We start from the raw sequence: 16449 nt of genomic DNA, 5'->3' as shown, positions 1-16449 counted from the left end.
TGAGTGGGAGCGGATTTATCCGCGATAAACAGGCGGCTCGGCGTAGGCCCTGATCGCGAATGAATTCGCTCCCACGAACAGCCAGAGCAGCCACCGCGAGCGTTTGAGCCAAACAACAGCGCGGCATAGCAGCGCGTAACAGGTACATGGCTTTTTTGTTGGTGCTGTCCCCGGCATGTGGCACATGGGCTTGGCCGGGCCTGGAAGGCCCCGCTATTCACGGCTGCAGTCCGCGGCACTGGCGCATGTGCCGGTAGGTTGGCGTTGAGCACAGCGAAGCCCAACAACCGGGGCAGGCTCGTTGGGCTTCGTCGCGCCGCTCCTCAACCCAACCTACGGCTTGTCGCCTGGCGGTGCCTGTCGGGTTGCTGGCTTAGAGGGTGGCGGGGTTGCTGGCGATATTCAGGCGGCGGGCCTGCTTCAGGTACAGGGTCACTTCGCGCGCCGGCAACGGCTTGCTGTACAGGTAGCCCTGGCCCTCGTTGCAGCCCTGGGCGATGATGTAGGCCTCCTGCTCGGCCGTTTCCACCCCTTCGGCGATGACCTGCATGCCCAGGCTCTTACCCAGCTGGATGATGGCGCGCACGATGGTGGCGTCATCCTCGTCTTCCAGCACGTCCTGGACGAAGCTGCGGTCGATCTTGATCTTGTCCAGCGGCAGGCTCTTCAGGTAGCTCAGCGAGGAGTAGCCGGTCCCGAAGTCGTCGATGGCGATCAGCGCGCCGGCGCGGCGCAGGCTGAGCAGGTGCTGGGCGGCGGTGGTGATGTCTTCCATCAGGCCGGTTTCGGTGACTTCCAGCTCCAGGCTGCGCGCCGGCAGGCGGTAGACCTGCAGCAGGTTGTTGACCATGCGCGGCAGCTCGGCGTGGTGCAGCTGCACGGTGGACAGGTTGACCGCCATGCGCAGGTCGCTGAAGCCCTGGTCGTGCCATTCGCGCAGCTGGCGGCAGGACTGGTCCAGCACCCATTCGCCGATGGCGATGATGCTGCCGTTCTGCTCGGCCAGGGGGATGAACAGGTCCGGCGGGACGAAGCCGTGTTGCGGGTGCTGCCAGCGCAGCAGGGCCTCGACGCCCACCACCTGGTGGTCGCGGTAGTCGATCTGCGGCTGGTAGACCAGGTGCAGCTCGTTGCGCTTGAGGGCCTCGCGCAGGTCTTTCTCCAGTTCGCGGCGGCGGCGCATTTCGCTGTCGACGCTGGCGATATAGAACTGGTAGCGGTTGCGCGAGCGGCTCTTGGCCAGGGTCATGGTCTGTTCGGCTTTCTGCAGCAGCTTCTCGGTGCTGTCGCCGTCCTCCGGGAACAGGGTGATGCCGATGGTGGCGCGCAGGCGCACTTCCTGCTGTTCCAGGGAGAAGGCGGTGTCCAGGCTGTCGAGGATGCTCTGCGCCAGTTCGGCGGCTTCGTAGGGCTGCTCGATATCGGCCTGGACCAGGGCGAACTGGTCGCCACCCAGGCGGGCCAGGGCGCCGAGCTTGCCGCTGTGGCTGCGCAGGCGGTCGGAGAGGGCCAGCAGCAGCTGGTCGCCGGTCTGGTAGCTGAACTGCTCGTTGATGCCCTTGAAGTCATCCAGGCCGACGCACAGCACGGCGACGCGGCGCTGCAGGCGGCCGGCATCCTCGAGGATCTGGTCGAGCTGCTGCTGCAGTTGCTGGCGATTGGGCAGGCCGGTGAGGAAGTCGTACTGCGACATGCGCAGCAGGCTGTTTTCCGCCTCGTGGCGCAAGTGGGTGTTGCGCTCGATGGATTCCAGCAGCTGGTTGGCGGTGTTGATCCACAGCCCCAGTTCGTTCTTCTCGTTGCCGCGCAGCATCGGCAGCTTGTGCTCGCTGGGGCGGTCCGGGTTGATGCTGGTCAGGTGCTCGATGATCTTCGACAGCGGCTTGGTCAGCAGCCAGTGGTAGACCAGGTACAGCACCAGGCCCATGGCCAGGGCGCGCAGCACGCCGGAGATGAAGATGATCACCGAGGTGGTGATGAAGTTCTCGCCGTAGCTGGCGGTGTCCAGGGTGATGTTGAGGTCGCCGTAGTACTCGCTGTAGGGGCCCTTGCCCACCAGCTGGGTACTGAACATCTGTTCCTTGCCGAGAATCGGGTCGGTCAGCCAGCGGCTGGGGGCGTCGAGCAGCTCGCGCGAGCGTTCGGCCAGCATCGGCTCGTTGGGGTGGCCGATGGCGGCATAGCGCACGGCTTCGTGCTGGAACAGACCTTCGATGACCTGCATGCCCATTTCCCGGTCCAGGCTGTAGACGGCCTGGGTCGAGGGGTCGCGGAACATGCCGAGGATGCGCTGGGCATCGCTGGCCACCGCCTGACGGGTCTTGTAGATATCGAAAACGATTTGTGCACAACTGAGGACCACGCCTACGACCAGGGCCGAAAGCAGGACAACACGGAGCAGTTTGAGCGACAGGCTGTTTTTCAATTCCAGCTTCAAATGCTTATTCCTTGTTCTCTGCCGGAGGCTGCTGACCGGTGTGAGTATTGGCAAATGCGCGTGAGCCGTCAAAGGGCCATTACTGCATCGGCAGAACTTTTGCCGACTGAAGCATTCGTCGGGCGGTCGCTGTCGCGGGTGGGCTGGGCGGCGGGCCCAAAAGCAAGAAACCCGGCATTAGCCGGGTTTCTCGTGAACGCTGGGGGTGACTCAGGCGGCGAAGTTCTTCGCCACGAAGTCCCAGTTGACCAGGTTCCAGAACGCCTCGACGTACTTCGGACGCAGGTTGCGGTAGTCGATGTAGTAGGCGTGTTCCCACACGTCGCAGGTCAGCAGCGGGGTGTCGCCGCTGGTCAGCGGGCAGCCGGCGCCGATGGTGCTGGCCAGGGCCAGGGAGCCGTCGGCCTTCTTCACCAGCCAGCCCCAGCCGGAGCCGAAGGTGCCGATGGAGGTCTTGCTGAACTCTTCCTTGAACTTGTCGAAGGAGCCGAAGGTGGTGTTGATCGCGTCAGCCAGGGCGCCAGTCGGTTGGCCGCCGCCGTTCGGGCTCAGGCAGTTCCAGTAGAAGGTGTGGTTCCAGATCTGCGCCGCGTTGTTGAACACGCCGCCGGAGGAAGTCTTGATGATTTCTTCGAGGCTCTTGCCTTCGAATTCGGTGCCCGGCACCAGGTTGTTCAGGTTCACCACGTAGGCGTTGTGGTGCTTGCCGTGGTGGAATTCCAGGGTCTCGGCGGACAGGTGCGGCTCGAGGGCGTTCTTCTCGTACGGCAGCGGCGGCAATTCGAAAGCCATGGTCTATCTCCTACTCAGGTCGGGGGCGCGATGCGCTCATGGGCCGTTCACGGGCGGCCGGACTGGCGGCGGAGAGTTTGTCCTCTTTGCGCCGCGAGCCCCGGATCATAGCACCCGAGCCGGGCCTTAACCACGCAGCAAGTGTGTGGGAAAGCCGGTGCCAGGGCCTCTGCCGCGCCTTACATGGAACGTATTAGCTGATAGGCCATGGCGAACATCATCAGCGCCACGCCGAGGTCGAGCAGGCGCCAGGTCGTGGGGCGGGCCAGCCAGGGGGCGAGCCAGGCGGCGCCCAGGGCCAGGCTGAAGAACCACAGCAGGGAAGCGCTGGCCGCGCCCAGGGTATAGGCGCCGGGCTCCGGCTGCTGGGCACCGAGGGAGCCGATCAGCAGCACGGTATCCAGGTAGACGTGCGGGTTGAGCAGGGTCACCGCCAGCGCGGCCAGCAGCACCGCGCGGCGTGAGCGCGGCCCCTCGCTCTCGCCCTGCTCCAGGGCCTGGGGCTTGATCGCGCGCAGCAAGGCCTTGGCCCCGTACCAGAGCAGGAAGGCGGTGCCGCCCCAGCGGGCGATGCCGAGCAGCAGCGGGTTCTGCGCCAGCAGGGCGGCCAGGCCGAACACTCCGGCGGCGACCAGCAGGCCATCGCACAGCACGCACAGCGCGGCGACCGGCAGGTGATGCTCGCGGCGCAGGCTCTGCGCCAGGACGAAGACGTTCTGCGCGCCGATGGCGATGATCAGGCCGGCGGCCACCAGCAGGCCGTTCAGGTAGCTCTGCCACATGGCGTTCACTCCCGGGCCCGGCTGGCGGCGAGTTGGCTGGGATGGTGCTGGCGGGTCATGGATGCTTCCTTAATAGAGCAGGGGTGAAGGATGGTGGGCAGTTTCCGGTCTGCTGCTGTATAAGGAAAACAAATCATGCTGATCTCCCATTAGGAAAACTGATTTGTTCGATTACAAACTCCTGGCGGCGCTGGCGGCGGTGGTGGAACAGGGTGGTTTCGAGCGCGCGGCGCAGTTGCTCGGCCTGTCGCAGTCGGCGGTGTCGCAGCGGATCAAGCTGCTCGAGGCGCGGGTCGGCCAGCCGGTGCTGGTACGCGGCACGCCGCCGAGCCCCACCGAGATCGGCCGGCGCCTGCTCAACCATGTGCAGCAGGTGCGCCTGCTCGAGCGCGACCTGCAGGGCCAGGTACCGGCGCTGGACGAAGGCGGCCTGCCCGAGCGCCTGCGCATCGCGCTGAACGCCGACAGCCTGGCGACCTGGTGGGCGCTGGCGGTGGCCGACTTCTGCGCCGAGCACCGGGTGCTGCTGGATCTGGTGGTGGAGGACCAGGACGTCGGCCTCAAACGCATGCGCGCCGGCGAGGTGGCCGCCTGCGTGTGCGCCGCCGAACGCCCGGTGGCCGGGGCGCGCTCCTTGCCGTTGGGCGCCATGCGCTACCGGGCGCTGGCCAGCCCGGCATTTATAGCGCGGCACTTTCCTCAGGGTGTGCAGGCGGGCAGCCTGGCGCGGATTCCGGCCATCGTCTTCGGCCCGGACGACCTGCTGCAGCATCGCTATCTGGCGCAGCTGGGCGTGGAAGGCAGTTTTGCCCATCACCTGTGCCCGTCGTCGGAAGGTTTCGTGCGTCTGACCGAGGCCGGCTTCGGCTGGGGCCTGGTGCCTGAGCTGCAGGTGCAACGCGAGCTGGCCAGCGGCGCGCTGGTCGAGGTCATTCCCGACCGGCCGCTGGATGTGCCGCTGTACTGGCATCACTGGCGCAATGGCGGCGAGCTGCTGGCTGCGCTGACCGAGCATCTGCACCGCGGTGTGGCCGGCTGGCTGGTCAAATCCTAGAGCGCGCCGTGCCTTGTGCTGCGCCCGGCGTACCCTGTGGCGACCCGGAGCAGGATCTCAGAGCTGAAAGTGCGCCACCAGCTGCTCCTGGCAGCCCGCGACCTTGCGCAGCTGTTCGCCGCAGTCGCGGGTGTGGGCAGCGGTCTGGCGATTTTCTCCGGTCATTTCGTGCAGGCGATGCATGTGCTGGTTGACCTCCTGGGTGGTGGCCGCCTGCTCTTCGGCTGCGGCGGCGATCTGGAAGGCCAGGGCATGCACGCCTTCCAGTGACTGGCTGAGCTGATCCAGCGAGCCGAGCACGGCCTGGGTTTCGTCTTCCAGCGCGCGGGCCTGCTCGGTAGAGCCCTGCATGCGCTGCAGGGCCTCGTCGGAGGAGTCGCCGAGGGCGCCGATGATCTGCACGATTTCCTCGGTGGCGGTACGGCTGCGCAGGGCCAGGCTGCGTACTTCGTCGGCCACCACGGCAAAGCCGCGGCCCTGTTCGCCGGCCCGCGCCGCTTCGATGGCGGCGTTGAGCGCGAGCAGGTTGGTCTGCTCGGCGATGGCGCCGATCACGCCGAGTACCGAGGCGATCTGCTGGCTGTCGCCGGCCAGGGTCTGCACCACCCGGTCGGCCTGGCGCAGGCCGTCGAGCAACTGGTCCTGGCGGCCGATCATGTGCTGCAGGGTGCTTTGCATGGTGGCGAAGGCGTCCCGCGCGGCGGCGCTGCCAGCGGCACTCTGGCTGGCGTTGCTGGCGATTTCCTGGACGGTGGCGGCCATCTGGTCGACTGCGCTGACCACCATTTCCAGGGCTTCCTGCTGCTGGTCGAGGCGCTTGCTGGTCTGCCCGGCGGCGCCGAGGATGTCGCCACTGGCATCGCCCACCGCACTGCTGGCCAGGCGCAGGCGCTCGATCACTTCGCGCCAGGCCCCGGCCATTTCATGCAGGGCCTGCATCAGGCCGCTGTGCGGGGTGTCGTGGCTGGCCAGGCGCAGCTCGCCGGCTGCCAGGCGTCGGGCCAGGTCGGCCATGTTGCTCGGTTCGCCACCCAGCGGGCGCATCACGCTGCGGCTGACCAGCCAGGTGGCCAGGGCCACCGCCGCGACGGTCAGCAGGCCGAGCAGGAGTACCCGCCACATCAGTTCGCGCACCGGGGCGAAGGCCTGGGCTTGGTCCATCTCGGCGATCAGCGCCCACTGCTGGCCATTGAACTCCAGCGGCACGAAGGCCTTGAGGGCCGGTTTGCCGTCCAGCCCCGGCTCGCTCAGGCGCCCCTGCTGGCCTTGCCGGGCCAGGCTGACGGCCTGCCCGCCGATGCTGCCGGCGGTCTGCGCATCCCGCTCGACCTGCTGCGTGGCGAAGCGCACCGAATCGGAGCGCAGCTTGCCATCGGCACCGACCAGATAGGTTTCCCCGGACTCGCCCAGGCCCTGGCGCGTCTGCATCACCGCATTCAGCGCGGCGATCGGCAGCTCCAGCATCAGCAGGGCCTGCAACTCGCCCTCGGCGAGTACCGGGGCGACCAGGAACTGGCTGGGTTCGCCGGTTTGCGGGTTGCTCGCCAGGTCACCGATCAGCACCCGCCGGTTGCTCAAGCCGCCTTGTGCCAGACGGCCCATGGGGGTGTCGCGCCAGGCGGCATCGTTGAGGTTCTGTTGGTAGTCGCTGTCGCGCAGCACGCTGAACACCACCTTGCCATCGGCGGTGACCAGCTTCAGGTCGCGGTAGCCGAAGGTCTTGATGAAGTTTTCGAAGATCGGCCGGTCATAGTTGGCGGTGCTGATCAGCGCCTGGGCATCCAGCCCGGCGTAGCTGGTGCCGAGGTTGCTGGCCAGGGTGCTGAGCTGGTTGTGGCGGGACTGCCAGTTGTCCTGCAGTTGTCGCTGTTTGATATTCGCAACGGCTTCCAGGGCGTTAAGGGTCTGCTCCTGCAAGGCCTGGCTGGCTTGCTGATAGACGGTGAACGCCATGGCCATGACTGGAATCAGGCCGATCATCAGGTAACTGAGCGCTAACTTCAGGCGTAACGGCATTTCCTGTGGCTCCGCGGGTAAAAGGGTTACAGAAATTCAGGGTGTTGAATATTCTGCAAGAAGCGTGCGAATTGTTTGACGGCTGTAAAGGATATTAAGCGGCCGGTTTGCAGGGCCGGCGTTCTGGCCGCGCCGGTCACGGTTCTCGCCGGCAGGGCCTGCTAGAGTCGCTGGCACAACAAGAACGCTGGGGGAGGCGGGGCAATGAGAATTCTGGTGACGGGGGCAAGCGGCTTCATCGGTGGGCGCTTTGCCCGTTTCGCCCTGGAGCAGGGGCTGCTGGTGCGGGTCAACGGGCGCCGGGCGGACGGCGTGCAGCATCTGATCAAGCGCGGCGCGGAATTCATCCAGGGCGACCTGGCCGACCCGGACCTGGCCCATCGCCTGTGCCGCGACGTCGATGCCGTGGTGCATTGTGCCGGCGCGGTCGGCGTGTGGGGCAGCCGCGAGCACTTCCAGCAGGGCAACGTGGTGCTGACCCAGAACGTCATCGAAGGCTGCCTGGGGCAGAAGGTGCGGCGCCTGGTGCACCTGTCCTCGCCCTCGGTGTATTTCGATGGCCAGGCGCATGTCGGCCTGAAGGAAGAACAGCTGCCGTCGAGGTTCGTCGATCACTACGGCGCGACCAAGTACCGGGCCGAACAGAAGGTCTTCGAGGCCCAGGAGTTCGGCCTGGAGGTGATCGCCCTGCGCCCGCGCTTCGTCACCGGCGCCGGCGACACCAGCATCTTCCCGCGGCTGATCGAGATGCAGCGCAAGGGCCGCCTGTTCATCATCGGCAACGGCCTGAACAAGGTCGACTTCACCAGCATGCAGAACCTCAACGACGCCCTGTTCAGCAGCCTGCTGGCCGCCGGCCCGGCGCTGGGCAAGGTGTACAACATCAGCAACGGCGCACCGGTGCCGCTGTGGGACGTGGTCAACTTCGTCCTGCGTCAGTTCGACCTGCCGCCGGTGACCCGGCACATGCCCTATGCCCTGGCCTATGCGGCGGCGACCCTCAACGAGACGCTGTGCAAGCTGCTGCCCGGGCGCCCGGAGCCGAGCTTGTTGCGCCTCGGCGTGGCGGTGATGGCGCGCGACTTCTCCCTGGACATCGGCCGCGCCCGGCAGTACCTGGATTACGACCCGCAGGTGCCGATCTGGACCGCGCTGGAGGAGTTCTGCACCTGGTGGAAGGTGCAGGGGCGTTGAGGTCGTAGAGGGCGGCGCGGCGGTTATCAGGGCTGGCCGCCTTATGCCCAGCCTGCCCAGCCAATCCCGGCGGCCTACCTATACTGGCCTGTAAAGCCAGCAAGGAAATCCGCATGTTCGCCATGATGGAAAGCGCACGGCTCGAAGCCTTGCACCTCGCCCAGGACCCGGTCACCGGCCTCAGGGCCATCATCGCCATCCACAGCAGCCGCCTCGGCCCCGCGCTTGGCGGTTGCCGCTACCTTCCCTATGCCGATACCGACAGTGCCGTGCGCGACGCCATCCAGCTGGCTCGCGGCATGAGCTACAAGGCGGCGCTGGCCGGCCTGGCGCAGGGCGGCGGCAAGGCGGTGATCATCCGCCCGGCGCATGTCGACAACCGCGCCGCGCTGTTCGAGGCCTTCGGCCGCATGATCGAGTCGCTGGGCGGCGCCTACATCACCGCGGTGGACAGCGGAACCTCCAGCGCCGACATGGACTGCATCGCCCAGCACACCCAGCACGTGACCAGCACCACGGCCGCCGGTGACCCCTCGCCGCACACCGCCATGGGCGTGTATGCCGGGATTCGCAGCACCGCCCTGGCGCGCCTCGGCAGCGCCGACCTGGACGGGCTGCGCGTGGCGGTGCAGGGCCTGGGGCATGTCGGTTTGGCCCTGGCCGAGCAGCTGGCGGCGGCCGGCGTGGAGCTGCTGGTCAGCGACCTCGATGCCGGGCGGGTGCAACTGGCGGTGGAGCAGCTGGGTGCCCGTGCGGTGGCGCCCGAGGCGTTGCTGGGCAGTCCGTGCGACATCCTCGCTCCCTGCGGCCTGGGCGGCGTGCTCAATGCGCAGACGGTGGCCGGCCTGCACTGCGCGGCGGTGGCCGGCGCGGCCAACAACCAGCTGGCCAGCGGCGAGATCGCCGACGAGCTGGACGCGCGCGGCATCCTCTATGCGCCGGATTACGTGATCAATTCCGGCGGGCTGATCTACGTGGCGCTGCAGCACCGTGGCGAGGAGTTGCCGGCGATCACCGCCCATCTGGCGCAGATCGGTCTGCGCCTGAACGAGCTCTACGCCCACGCCCAGGCCGAGAAGTGCTCGCCGGCGCGGGTTGCCGACCGGCTGGCCGAGCGCCTGCTGTACGGCGCCTAGCGCTAGGCTGCTCAGGAAACGCCCGTGGCATCACTGCCGCGGGCGTGCTGCCTGGCGGGTGGCACCCACGGCCACCCGGAGAGCGGCTGCAGGGCAAGTCCCGCCGCTAGGTTTTGCGAAACACCAGCAGCAGGCCCAGCACGATCGCCGCCATGCCCAGCAGGCTCAGCCCGCCCATGGCATTGCCGAGGAACAGGTAGTCCATCGCCGCCGTCACGCCCGGCACCAGATAGAACAGGCTGGTGACGTTGACCAGGTTGCCGGCCTGGATCAGGCGATAGAGCAGCAGCTGCGCCGCCACCGAGATCACGATGGCCAGCCACAGCAGTGGCAGCAGCAGGTCCAGCGACCAGTCCACCACGAACGGCTGGAACGGCAGCAGTGCGGCGCAGGCCAGCAGGCTCATGGCGTATTGCAGTGGCAAGGTGTGCAGGGGCGTCTGCCTCAGGCCTTTCTGCAGGATCGCCCCGCCGGTCATGCAGGCCAGTGCCGCCAGGGCATAGCCCAGGCCCGTTGCGCTCAACGTCGCCTGCTGCAGGCTGTGCCACGCCACCAGAACCAGGCCGGCCATGGCCAGGCCGAGGCCGAGCAGGCGCAGTGCGGCGAAGCGCCGTTCCAGCAGGAGCAGGGTGAGGATTGGCTGCACGCCGAGCAGGGTGGCCAGCACGCCTGGCGTCACGCCGTGGTCCAGCGCCAGCAGATAGCAGATGGAGTAACCGCCGATCAGCAGCAGGCCGGTCACGGCCGTGCGCCAGCGCTGGCCGCGCGCCGGCAACCAGGTCCGGCTGAGGCTGCCGATCAGCAGCAGAACGCCGAGGGCCAGGGCGAAGCGCAGGGTCAGCAGGGCGAAGGCGGACGCATGGTCCAGGCCGAGCCGGGCGAAGATCGCGCCGCTGCTCCAGAGCAGGACGAACAGCGCAGTCGAGGCGCAGGCGCCCCAGAAGGTCTTGTCGAAATACATGGTGAATCACCTGTCGCAAAGGCTTAACAGGCTCCACCGGCTCGTCACGCGGGACGGGCCGGCCAGAAGGCGAAGCGGAGCCGGGAGTCGGGCTGGGTATTAGCCCGCAGCGGAGCACGCAGGGGGCGGCGGGGGAGTGCCGGCCCGGCGTGCAGCGGGAGGTGCGACAGGTGGGGCAGTCAGCGACAGGCACGCAGCAGCATCCCGCTCAGCGCTGAGCTGAAGAGCGGGAAGAGAGCTGTGCGTGGGCTGGGTCATGGTTCGGTTATCGGTCGAGCTGAAGGACTGGGCAGGCTTTTGCCTGCCATGGGCAGCCTGGAGTATGGCGCTTTCCTGGTCGCGGCTTCAACCGCAGCTCGTCACTGCCACGCACAAAGGTGTAACGGGGGCCTGGCGCCGAGCAGCGGCGATTGGCGCCAGGTGCTCGTGCTTACTCGGCGGCTTCGGCGCCCAGCTCGGCCAGGGCTTCGGGCTGGTTCTTGAAGGCCTTGGCGAAGGTGTCGCGGTTCTTCGCCATGTAGATGCCGAGTTCTTCCACCTGCTGCTCGCTGAGCGAGGGCACGGCCTTGTGCAGCGCCTCGGAGAGCGCTTCGGCCAGTTCCAGCATCTTGTCGTAACGATCGGCTTCGGCCTTATCCATGAACAAGCGCTCCGGGTCGCGGCTGCTGCGGTACACCACTTCGACGGCCATTCATCACCTCATTCCTGTATCGGTTCAAGTTTGCTGTATGTGCATACAGTATTGGAAAGTGGTGGCCCAGTGCAAGTCCGGCTTCTCCTCCCATGGAAGCATTGCCTGTCGCCGCCGCGGGCGGCAGGCTGGCCTCCATTCTGCATAACCGTCATCTGTCGGGGCCAGCATGGCCTTTCCAAGCCAGTCAGGAGTGAACGCGTGAAACTGCAACAAGTCGATTCCTTGCGGGAGGGCATGCATGCCCTGGCGCAGTCCCTGGGCAATCTGCTGGTGGAGGCCTTCCACTACCTGGCGCTGTTCGGCATCGGCGCGATCACCGCCTGGGCCTCGGTGGTCGCCTTTCTCGGCATGCTGGAAAAGGGCCACATCACGGTCGACGACATCCTGCTGCTGTTCATCTACCTCGAACTGGGGGCCATGGTCGGCATCTACTTCAAGACCAACCACATGCCGGTGCGCTTCCTCATCTACGTGGCGATCACCGCGCTGACGCGCCTGCTGATCTCCGACGTGTCGCACCACAATCGCCCGGACATGGGCGTGGTCTATGTCTCCGGCGCCATTCTGCTGCTCGGCCTGGCGATCCTGGTGGTGCGTTTCGCCTCGGCGCGCTTCCCTTCGGTGCAGGTGTCGTCACGCCGGGGGCGGGAGCCGGAGGCCGGGGAGAGCTGAATTCGAACGCGCGCCATCAGTCGGCCAGGGGCAGGCGCCGCTCCACCTGCAGCGGGCCGAACAGCTGCTGCGCCTGGTAGCTGCAGTAGTGCAGCTCCCTCACGGCCAGAGGCAGCGGCGGCAACTCGGCCAGGGCGGCCGCCCGTTCGCGCCAGGCCGCCGCGGTGATGCGCTGGCGGTATAGGCCGAGGGTCAGGTGTGGGTGGTAGGGCGCCTGGCGAATTTCCCTGGCGCCGCCGGCCAGCTGGCGGCGCAGCAGGGGCAGCTGCTGCCGCTGATCCGCGACCTGCAGGAACGCGGCGCTGGCGAAGCTGTCCAGGCCGCCGATCTGCAGGCTGAAGGCGCGCGGGCGCAGCTGCGCCAGGGCCTGGCTCTGGCGCTCCAGCTGGGGCGCGGTGAAGTCGTCCGAGTGCTGGCGGCGTGGGGCGGGGAAACCGCAGACGAACAGGGTGATGTGCGCCTGGCGCTGGTAGGCCGGGTGCAGCCAGTCGCCGAGCAGCTCGTGCGCGGCCTGCATGCGCGCCAGCACGGCCGGGCACTCGACGGGGATCGACCAGACGGCGTAGCGCTGGCGCCCGCGGTGCCACTGCGGGTAGTCGCGCAGTTCGCAGGGCAGCGTGTGCGCGGGGCCGGCCTGGGCTTGCGAGAGCAGCACCGGGCGCTCAGTCCGCGCGCCGGCCCAGGTGTAGGGCGAGCCCCAGGCTGAGGGGGTAGGTCAGGTAATGCACGACGAAGATCAGCTGGCCCATGCGCCCGGGCTCGTCCTTCAGCCACATCAGCCCCCACAGGCCCAGGTACAGCAGGCCGAGCACGCCGCCGTAGAGCAGCGCCAGGCCCCAGGCCTGGCCGCGGTGGGGCAGGTGGCCTTCGAGGCGGGCGAACAGCCAGCGCAGGCCGAGGGCGACGGCGATAGCCACCAGCAGGGTGGCGGGATAGCCGCCGAGCTTGAGCAGGCCGCGCACCAGCAGGTTGAGGACGAACACCGCCGCGGCGGCGCCCAGGGCGTAGCGATAGAGGGCGAAGTGGTGGAACCTGAGCATGGCGTCGGTCGAGCCTGTGGTGGCGGCCGAAGCCTTTCTTCGGCGGGGCTGGTGAGGGTCTGTTGCCGTTTCGTTCGCGAGCCGCGTTGCTGCGCAAAATCGCGCCAGGCTAGGCGTGGGACGCAGGCAATGGTCATTCCCTTGGCAAGTCCCGCAACGACGCATGGCGCGATTTTGCGCGCAACCCGAAGGGACGGGCCTGTTTTTGCGCGGAACGTCGTTACTCGACGGCTCATTTGGAAGACCAAACCTCGCGTCTCGCGCCTAGCTCCGCGCAAAAACAGGCTCCGTCGCGGCCGTGAACGAAACGGCAACAGACCCTAGTGTGCGCGGCAGCCGGCGAGCCGGCAATGCCGAGCGCCGCGTTGCTGGCCGGCGGGGAACCCCGGCGGCGTTGGCGCGGTCAACCGCTAACCCCGCCAAGAGGAGTCTCGCCATGCTTACCCATGCCTTCGTGCGTCGCCTGGCCGCCGTGCTGGTGGCCCTGCAGTTTTCCCTGTTCGCCCTGCTGCCGTTGGCCCAGGCAGCCATGCTCGGGACGCCGCAAGTCCTGCAGGAGCAACGCCAGCCGGTCGACCGGCAACAGTTGCTGAACATGCTGGAGGATCAGCAGGTGCAGCAGAAGCTGGAGGAACTGGGGGTCGATCGGCAGCAGGTGGCGGCGCGCATCAACCGCCTGACGACAGCCGAGCTGGCCCAGTTCAACCAGCAACTGGCGCAGGAACCGGCCGGTGGCATCATCGGCGTCATCATCCTGCTGCTGGTGATCTTCATCATCACCGACATGCTCTGCGCCACGGATATCTTCAGCTTCGTCAAATGCGTGCGCTGAGGCCCGGCTACCTTGCTCTGGCGGGCCTGGCCCTGCTGCTGGTCGGCTGTGCCGGGCCGGTTCGTCTGCCGCCGCAGAGCGAGCGCCTGCCCGAGCGGGTGGAGCTGCATGAGGTGCCGTTCTTTGCTCAGGACGACTACCAGTGCGGCCCCGCGGCGCTGGCCACCCTGCTGGTGCAGCGCGGGGTGAACACCTCGCCCGAGGCCCTGCGCCCGCAGGTCTACCTGCCGGGGCGCAAGGGCAGCCTGAAGCTGGAGCTGGTCGCCGCCGCGCGCCAGCACGGGCTGCTGGTGTACCCGCTGCAGCCGCAGCTGGATGCCCTGCTGGCCCAGGTGGCGGCGGGCAACCCGGTGCTGGTGATGCAGAACCTGGGCTTCGACTGGTACCCGCAGTGGCATTTCGCCGTGCTGGTCGGCTATGACCGGCCGCGCGGCGAACTGATCCTGCGCTCGGCGACGGTCAAGCGCTGGACCACCGACTTCAGCAGCTTCGACAGGACCTGGGCGCGCGCCGAGCGCTGGGCGGTGGTCACCCTGCCGGTGGAGCGGCTGCCGGCAGAGGCCCGCCTGCCGGCCTGGCTGCAGGCGGCCAGCGACCTGGAGGAAACCGGCCAGCGCGCTCTCGCCGAGCGGGCCTACCGCACGGCGGCGGCGCACTGGCCGAGCGAGCCGCTGCCGGCCTTCGCCCTGGGCAATGCGCGCTACGCCGCCGGCGATCGGGACGGCGCCGAGGCGGCGCTGCGCGACAGCCTGCGTCGCCAGGGGGATTTTGCCGTGGGCTGGTTCAACCTGAGCGAGCTGCTCAACGAGCGCGGTTGCCCGCAGCAGGCCAGTGCCGCGCGGGCCTGCGTGCGGCGCCTGGCGCCGGACGATCCGCGCTTCGCGGTGCCGCTGGCACCGGCTCAGGCAGGCACTGGTCGCTGCGCCAGCCCGCCGAGTTGCCCGCCGCGCTGAGTCGAGTGGTCTGGCTTCCCCAGGCGGCGGGCTTGGCGCAGGTCGCCTTACAGCGCGACGTCGAGGCCGAAGCGTTTCTTCAGGGTGGCCTCCAGCCAGCGCCGCGGCAGCCAGCGCGCCAGCAGCGGCAGGCTGTGGCAGCCATGGCCGAGGCGCAGCAGGGCGGGGCGCCTGGGGCGTTGCACGGCGGCCAGCAGGTCGGCGGCGAACTGGTTGGCCGGGGTCGGTTTGTCCTGGGAGGCATTGGCGCGGGCGCGGATGCCGTCGCGCAGCGGCCACCAGGGCGAGCGCTCGCTGAGCAGCTGTTCGGCGGCCTGGCTGGCGTTGCTGCCGAAGCTGGAGGCGATGGCCCCCGGCTGCACTTCCATGACCTCGATGGCAAAGGGTGCCAGCTCCATGCGCAGGGCATCGGACAGCGCGTGCACGGCTGCCTTGGAGGCGCAGTAGGTGCCGGCGAAGGGGGTCACCAGCACGCTGGAGATGCTGCCGATATTCACCACCAGGCCCCGGCTGGCGCGCAGCAGCGGGAAACAGGCGCGGGTCAGTTCGACCAGGCTGAACACGTTGGTCTCGAACTGCTGGCGCATGCCCTCGGCGCCGCCGTCGAGCAGCGGACCCATGGCGCCGTAGCCGGCATTGTTGATCAGCACATCGAGGCGCCCGGCGTCCTGTTGCAGGCGCGTGGCCGCCTGCTGCACGGCCGCGGCATCGTTGACGTCCAGCTGTACCGCGACGAAGCCGGCGACGCTCAGCGCGCTCAGGTCGGCGGCTTTGCGCGCACAGGCCCAGACCCGGTAACCGGCGCCGTGGAAGGCGTCGGCCAGGGCGCGGCCAATGCCGCTGGAACATCCGGTGATCAGTACGACGGGCTGGCTCATGCTGGCTCCTTGTTGTTATAGGCGGGCGTTCTGCCATGCCGGCATCCTACACAAGGGCCTTGCCGTCTGTACTTGCCTTGCGGGCCAGAGTGAGTGGCCTGGCGTGCCGGCGCGGGCACCGCGGCACCATTGATGTCTCGGGACATCTGGTGCGCATGGCGCACCCTACGGCCTTGCTCCGGCGATTATTCCGGCGGCTGGTCGCGCAGGAATACCAGGCTGTCGGGCTTGGACTGCTCGGCGCTGTAGCGGTAGCCGGCGTAGGCGAAGTCCTTGAGGCCGGCCGGGTCGCGCAGGCGTTCCTTGATCACGTAGCGGGCCATCAGGCCGCGGGCCTTCTTGGCGTAGAAGCTGATGATCTTGTACTGGCCGTTCTTCAGGTCCTTGAACTCGGTGTCGATGACCCGCGCATTCAGGGTCTTGCGCTTGACCGCGCCGAAATACTCGTTGGAGGCCAGGTTGAGCAGTACCTCGTCGCCCTGTTCGGCCAGGGCGTCATTGAGCCAGGCGCTGATGCGCTCACCCCAGAAGTCGTAGAGGTTGTTGCCGCGGGCGTTGGCCAGTTTGGTGCCCATCTCCAGGCGGTACGGCTGCATCAGGTCGAGCGGGCGCAGCACGCCGTACAGGCCGGAGAGCATGCGCAGGTGGCTTTGTGCGAAGTCGAAGTCGGCCTCGCTGAAGTCCTCGGCATTGAGCCCGGTGTACACGTCGCCCTTGAACGCCAGCAGCGCCTGCTTGGCGTTGGCCGGGGTGAAGTCCGGGTGCCAGCTGCCGTAGCGCGCCACGTTGAGGGCGGCGAGCTTGTCCGACAGGTGCATCAGTTCGCCGATCTGCTGCGGGCTCATCTCGCGCAGCTGGCCGATCAGCTCCTGGGCATGGTCGAGGAACTGCGGCTGGGTGAAGCGCGCGGTGGCCGGCGGCGTCTCGTAGTCCAGGGTCTTGGCGGGGGAAATCACCATCAGCATCGGAGCGTCTCCATAAAACGTGGCGGCGATTCTAGGGGCTGAG

General features: G+C 67.8%; 15 protein-coding genes and 2 pseudogenes. 6 read left to right on the top strand and 11 right to left on the bottom strand.

Annotation, left to right across the window (positions count from 1 at the left end):
• Nucleotides 1-373: 373 nt before the first annotated feature.
• The 3 genes from F3I16_RS17150 to F3I16_RS17140 form a co-directional block, all read right to left on the bottom strand.
• On the bottom strand, nt 374-2437 hold the full coding sequence (locus F3I16_RS17150; protein WP_160494769.1) for a bifunctional diguanylate cyclase/phosphodiesterase: 2064 nt from the start codon (nt 2435-2437) through the stop codon (nt 374-376).
• A 210-nt stretch (nt 2438-2647) separates the two neighbouring features.
• A complete protein-coding gene (gene sodB, locus F3I16_RS17145) occupies nt 2648-3229 on the bottom strand; it encodes a superoxide dismutase [Fe] (RefSeq protein WP_160494768.1) in 582 nt (193 codons plus the stop codon).
• 179 nt (nt 3230-3408) lie between these two features.
• Nucleotides 3409-4011: a LysE/ArgO family amino acid transporter gene (locus tag F3I16_RS17140; protein WP_160494767.1), complete on the bottom strand. Its 603-nt coding sequence runs from the start codon at nt 4009-4011 to the stop codon at nt 3409-3411.
• A gap of 163 nt (nt 4012-4174) precedes the next feature.
• Here F3I16_RS17140 and F3I16_RS17135 point away from each other — a divergent pair, with 163 nt between their 5' ends.
• Nucleotides 4175-5065, top strand: a complete 891-nt coding sequence (locus F3I16_RS17135; RefSeq protein WP_160494766.1) for a LysR family transcriptional regulator ArgP — start codon at nt 4175-4177, stop codon at nt 5063-5065.
• A gap of 57 nt (nt 5066-5122) precedes the next feature.
• Here F3I16_RS17135 and F3I16_RS21455 read toward each other — a convergent pair.
• Nucleotides 5123-5653 (bottom strand): annotated as a pseudogene (locus F3I16_RS21455) (methyl-accepting chemotaxis protein); the annotation flags it as partial.
• Nucleotides 5654-6289: 636 nt separating this feature from the next.
• Nucleotides 6290-7018, bottom strand: a pseudogene (locus F3I16_RS21450) (cache domain-containing protein); the annotation flags it as partial.
• Nucleotides 7019-7285: 267 nt separating this feature from the next.
• Here F3I16_RS21450 and F3I16_RS17125 point away from each other — a divergent pair.
• Nucleotides 7286-8275 (top strand): NAD(P)-dependent oxidoreductase, encoded by a 990-nt coding sequence (locus F3I16_RS17125; protein WP_160494764.1) that lies wholly within the window; start codon nt 7286-7288, stop codon nt 8273-8275.
• Nucleotides 8276-8388: 113 nt separating this feature from the next.
• Nucleotides 8389-9411 carry a Glu/Leu/Phe/Val dehydrogenase gene (locus F3I16_RS17120; protein ID WP_160494763.1) on the top strand — a complete coding sequence of 341 codons (1023 nt, stop codon included), beginning with the start codon at nt 8389-8391 and terminating at the stop codon, nt 9409-9411.
• A 106-nt stretch (nt 9412-9517) separates the two neighbouring features.
• Here the strand turns inward: F3I16_RS17120 and F3I16_RS17115 are convergent, their stop codons facing one another.
• Together F3I16_RS17115 and F3I16_RS17110 are read right to left on the bottom strand one after the other, a co-directional pair.
• Nucleotides 9518-10372 carry a DMT family transporter gene (locus F3I16_RS17115; RefSeq protein WP_160494762.1) on the bottom strand — a complete coding sequence of 285 codons (855 nt, stop codon included), beginning with the start codon at nt 10370-10372 and terminating at the stop codon, nt 9518-9520.
• Nucleotides 10373-10802: 430 nt separating this feature from the next.
• Complete coding sequence (locus F3I16_RS17110; RefSeq protein WP_160494761.1) at nt 10803-11063, bottom strand: YebG family protein; 261 nt, start codon at nt 11061-11063, stop codon at nt 10803-10805.
• 237 nt (nt 11064-11300) lie between these two features.
• On the opposite strand from F3I16_RS17110, the gene F3I16_RS17105 reads away from it, so the two are divergent.
• A complete protein-coding gene (locus tag F3I16_RS17105) occupies nt 11301-11738 on the top strand; it encodes a phosphate-starvation-inducible protein PsiE (RefSeq protein ID WP_218573300.1) in 438 nt (145 codons plus the stop codon).
• A 16-nt stretch (nt 11739-11754) separates the two neighbouring features.
• On the opposite strand, the gene F3I16_RS17100 is transcribed toward F3I16_RS17105, so the two are convergent.
• Both F3I16_RS17100 and F3I16_RS17095 read right to left on the bottom strand, forming a co-directional pair.
• A complete protein-coding gene (locus F3I16_RS17100) occupies nt 11755-12393 on the bottom strand; it encodes a 2'-5' RNA ligase family protein (protein ID WP_160494760.1) in 639 nt (212 codons plus the stop codon).
• A 7-nt stretch (nt 12394-12400) separates the two neighbouring features.
• Nucleotides 12401-12778 (bottom strand): hypothetical protein, encoded by a 378-nt coding sequence (locus F3I16_RS17095; RefSeq protein ID WP_160494759.1) that lies wholly within the window; start codon nt 12776-12778, stop codon nt 12401-12403.
• A gap of 436 nt (nt 12779-13214) precedes the next feature.
• Between F3I16_RS17095 and F3I16_RS17090 the strand changes: the two genes are divergently transcribed.
• Both F3I16_RS17090 and F3I16_RS17085 read left to right on the top strand, forming a co-directional pair.
• Nucleotides 13215-13610 carry a PA2779 family protein gene (locus tag F3I16_RS17090; RefSeq protein ID WP_160494758.1) on the top strand — a complete coding sequence of 132 codons (396 nt, stop codon included), beginning with the start codon at nt 13215-13217 and terminating at the stop codon, nt 13608-13610.
• Nucleotides 13598-14563, top strand: a complete 966-nt coding sequence (locus F3I16_RS17085) for a PA2778 family cysteine peptidase (RefSeq protein ID WP_160494757.1) — start codon at nt 13598-13600, stop codon at nt 14561-14563. Before F3I16_RS17090 ends, F3I16_RS17085 begins: the two co-directional genes overlap by 13 nt.
• Before the next feature lie 47 nt (nt 14564-14610).
• Here F3I16_RS17085 and F3I16_RS17080 read toward each other — a convergent pair whose 3' ends face one another.
• Together F3I16_RS17080 and yaaA are read right to left on the bottom strand one after the other, a co-directional pair.
• Nucleotides 14611-15441, bottom strand: coding sequence for an SDR family oxidoreductase (locus F3I16_RS17080; RefSeq protein ID WP_160494756.1), 831 nt, complete (start codon nt 15439-15441; stop codon nt 14611-14613).
• 185 nt (nt 15442-15626) lie between these two features.
• Entirely contained in the window at nt 15627-16406 is a 780-nt protein-coding gene (yaaA, locus tag F3I16_RS17075; RefSeq protein WP_160494755.1) for a peroxide stress protein YaaA, read from the bottom strand.
• Between the last annotated feature and the right edge of the window lie 43 nt (nt 16407-16449).

The organism is Pseudomonas sp. L-22-4S-12 (genome assembly GCF_009799935.1).
GTDB lineage: Bacteria > Pseudomonadota > Gammaproteobacteria > Pseudomonadales > Pseudomonadaceae > Aquipseudomonas.
The sequence above is the reverse complement of the archived record's forward strand: the minus strand, read 5'-3'. Positions and strand labels throughout refer to the sequence as shown.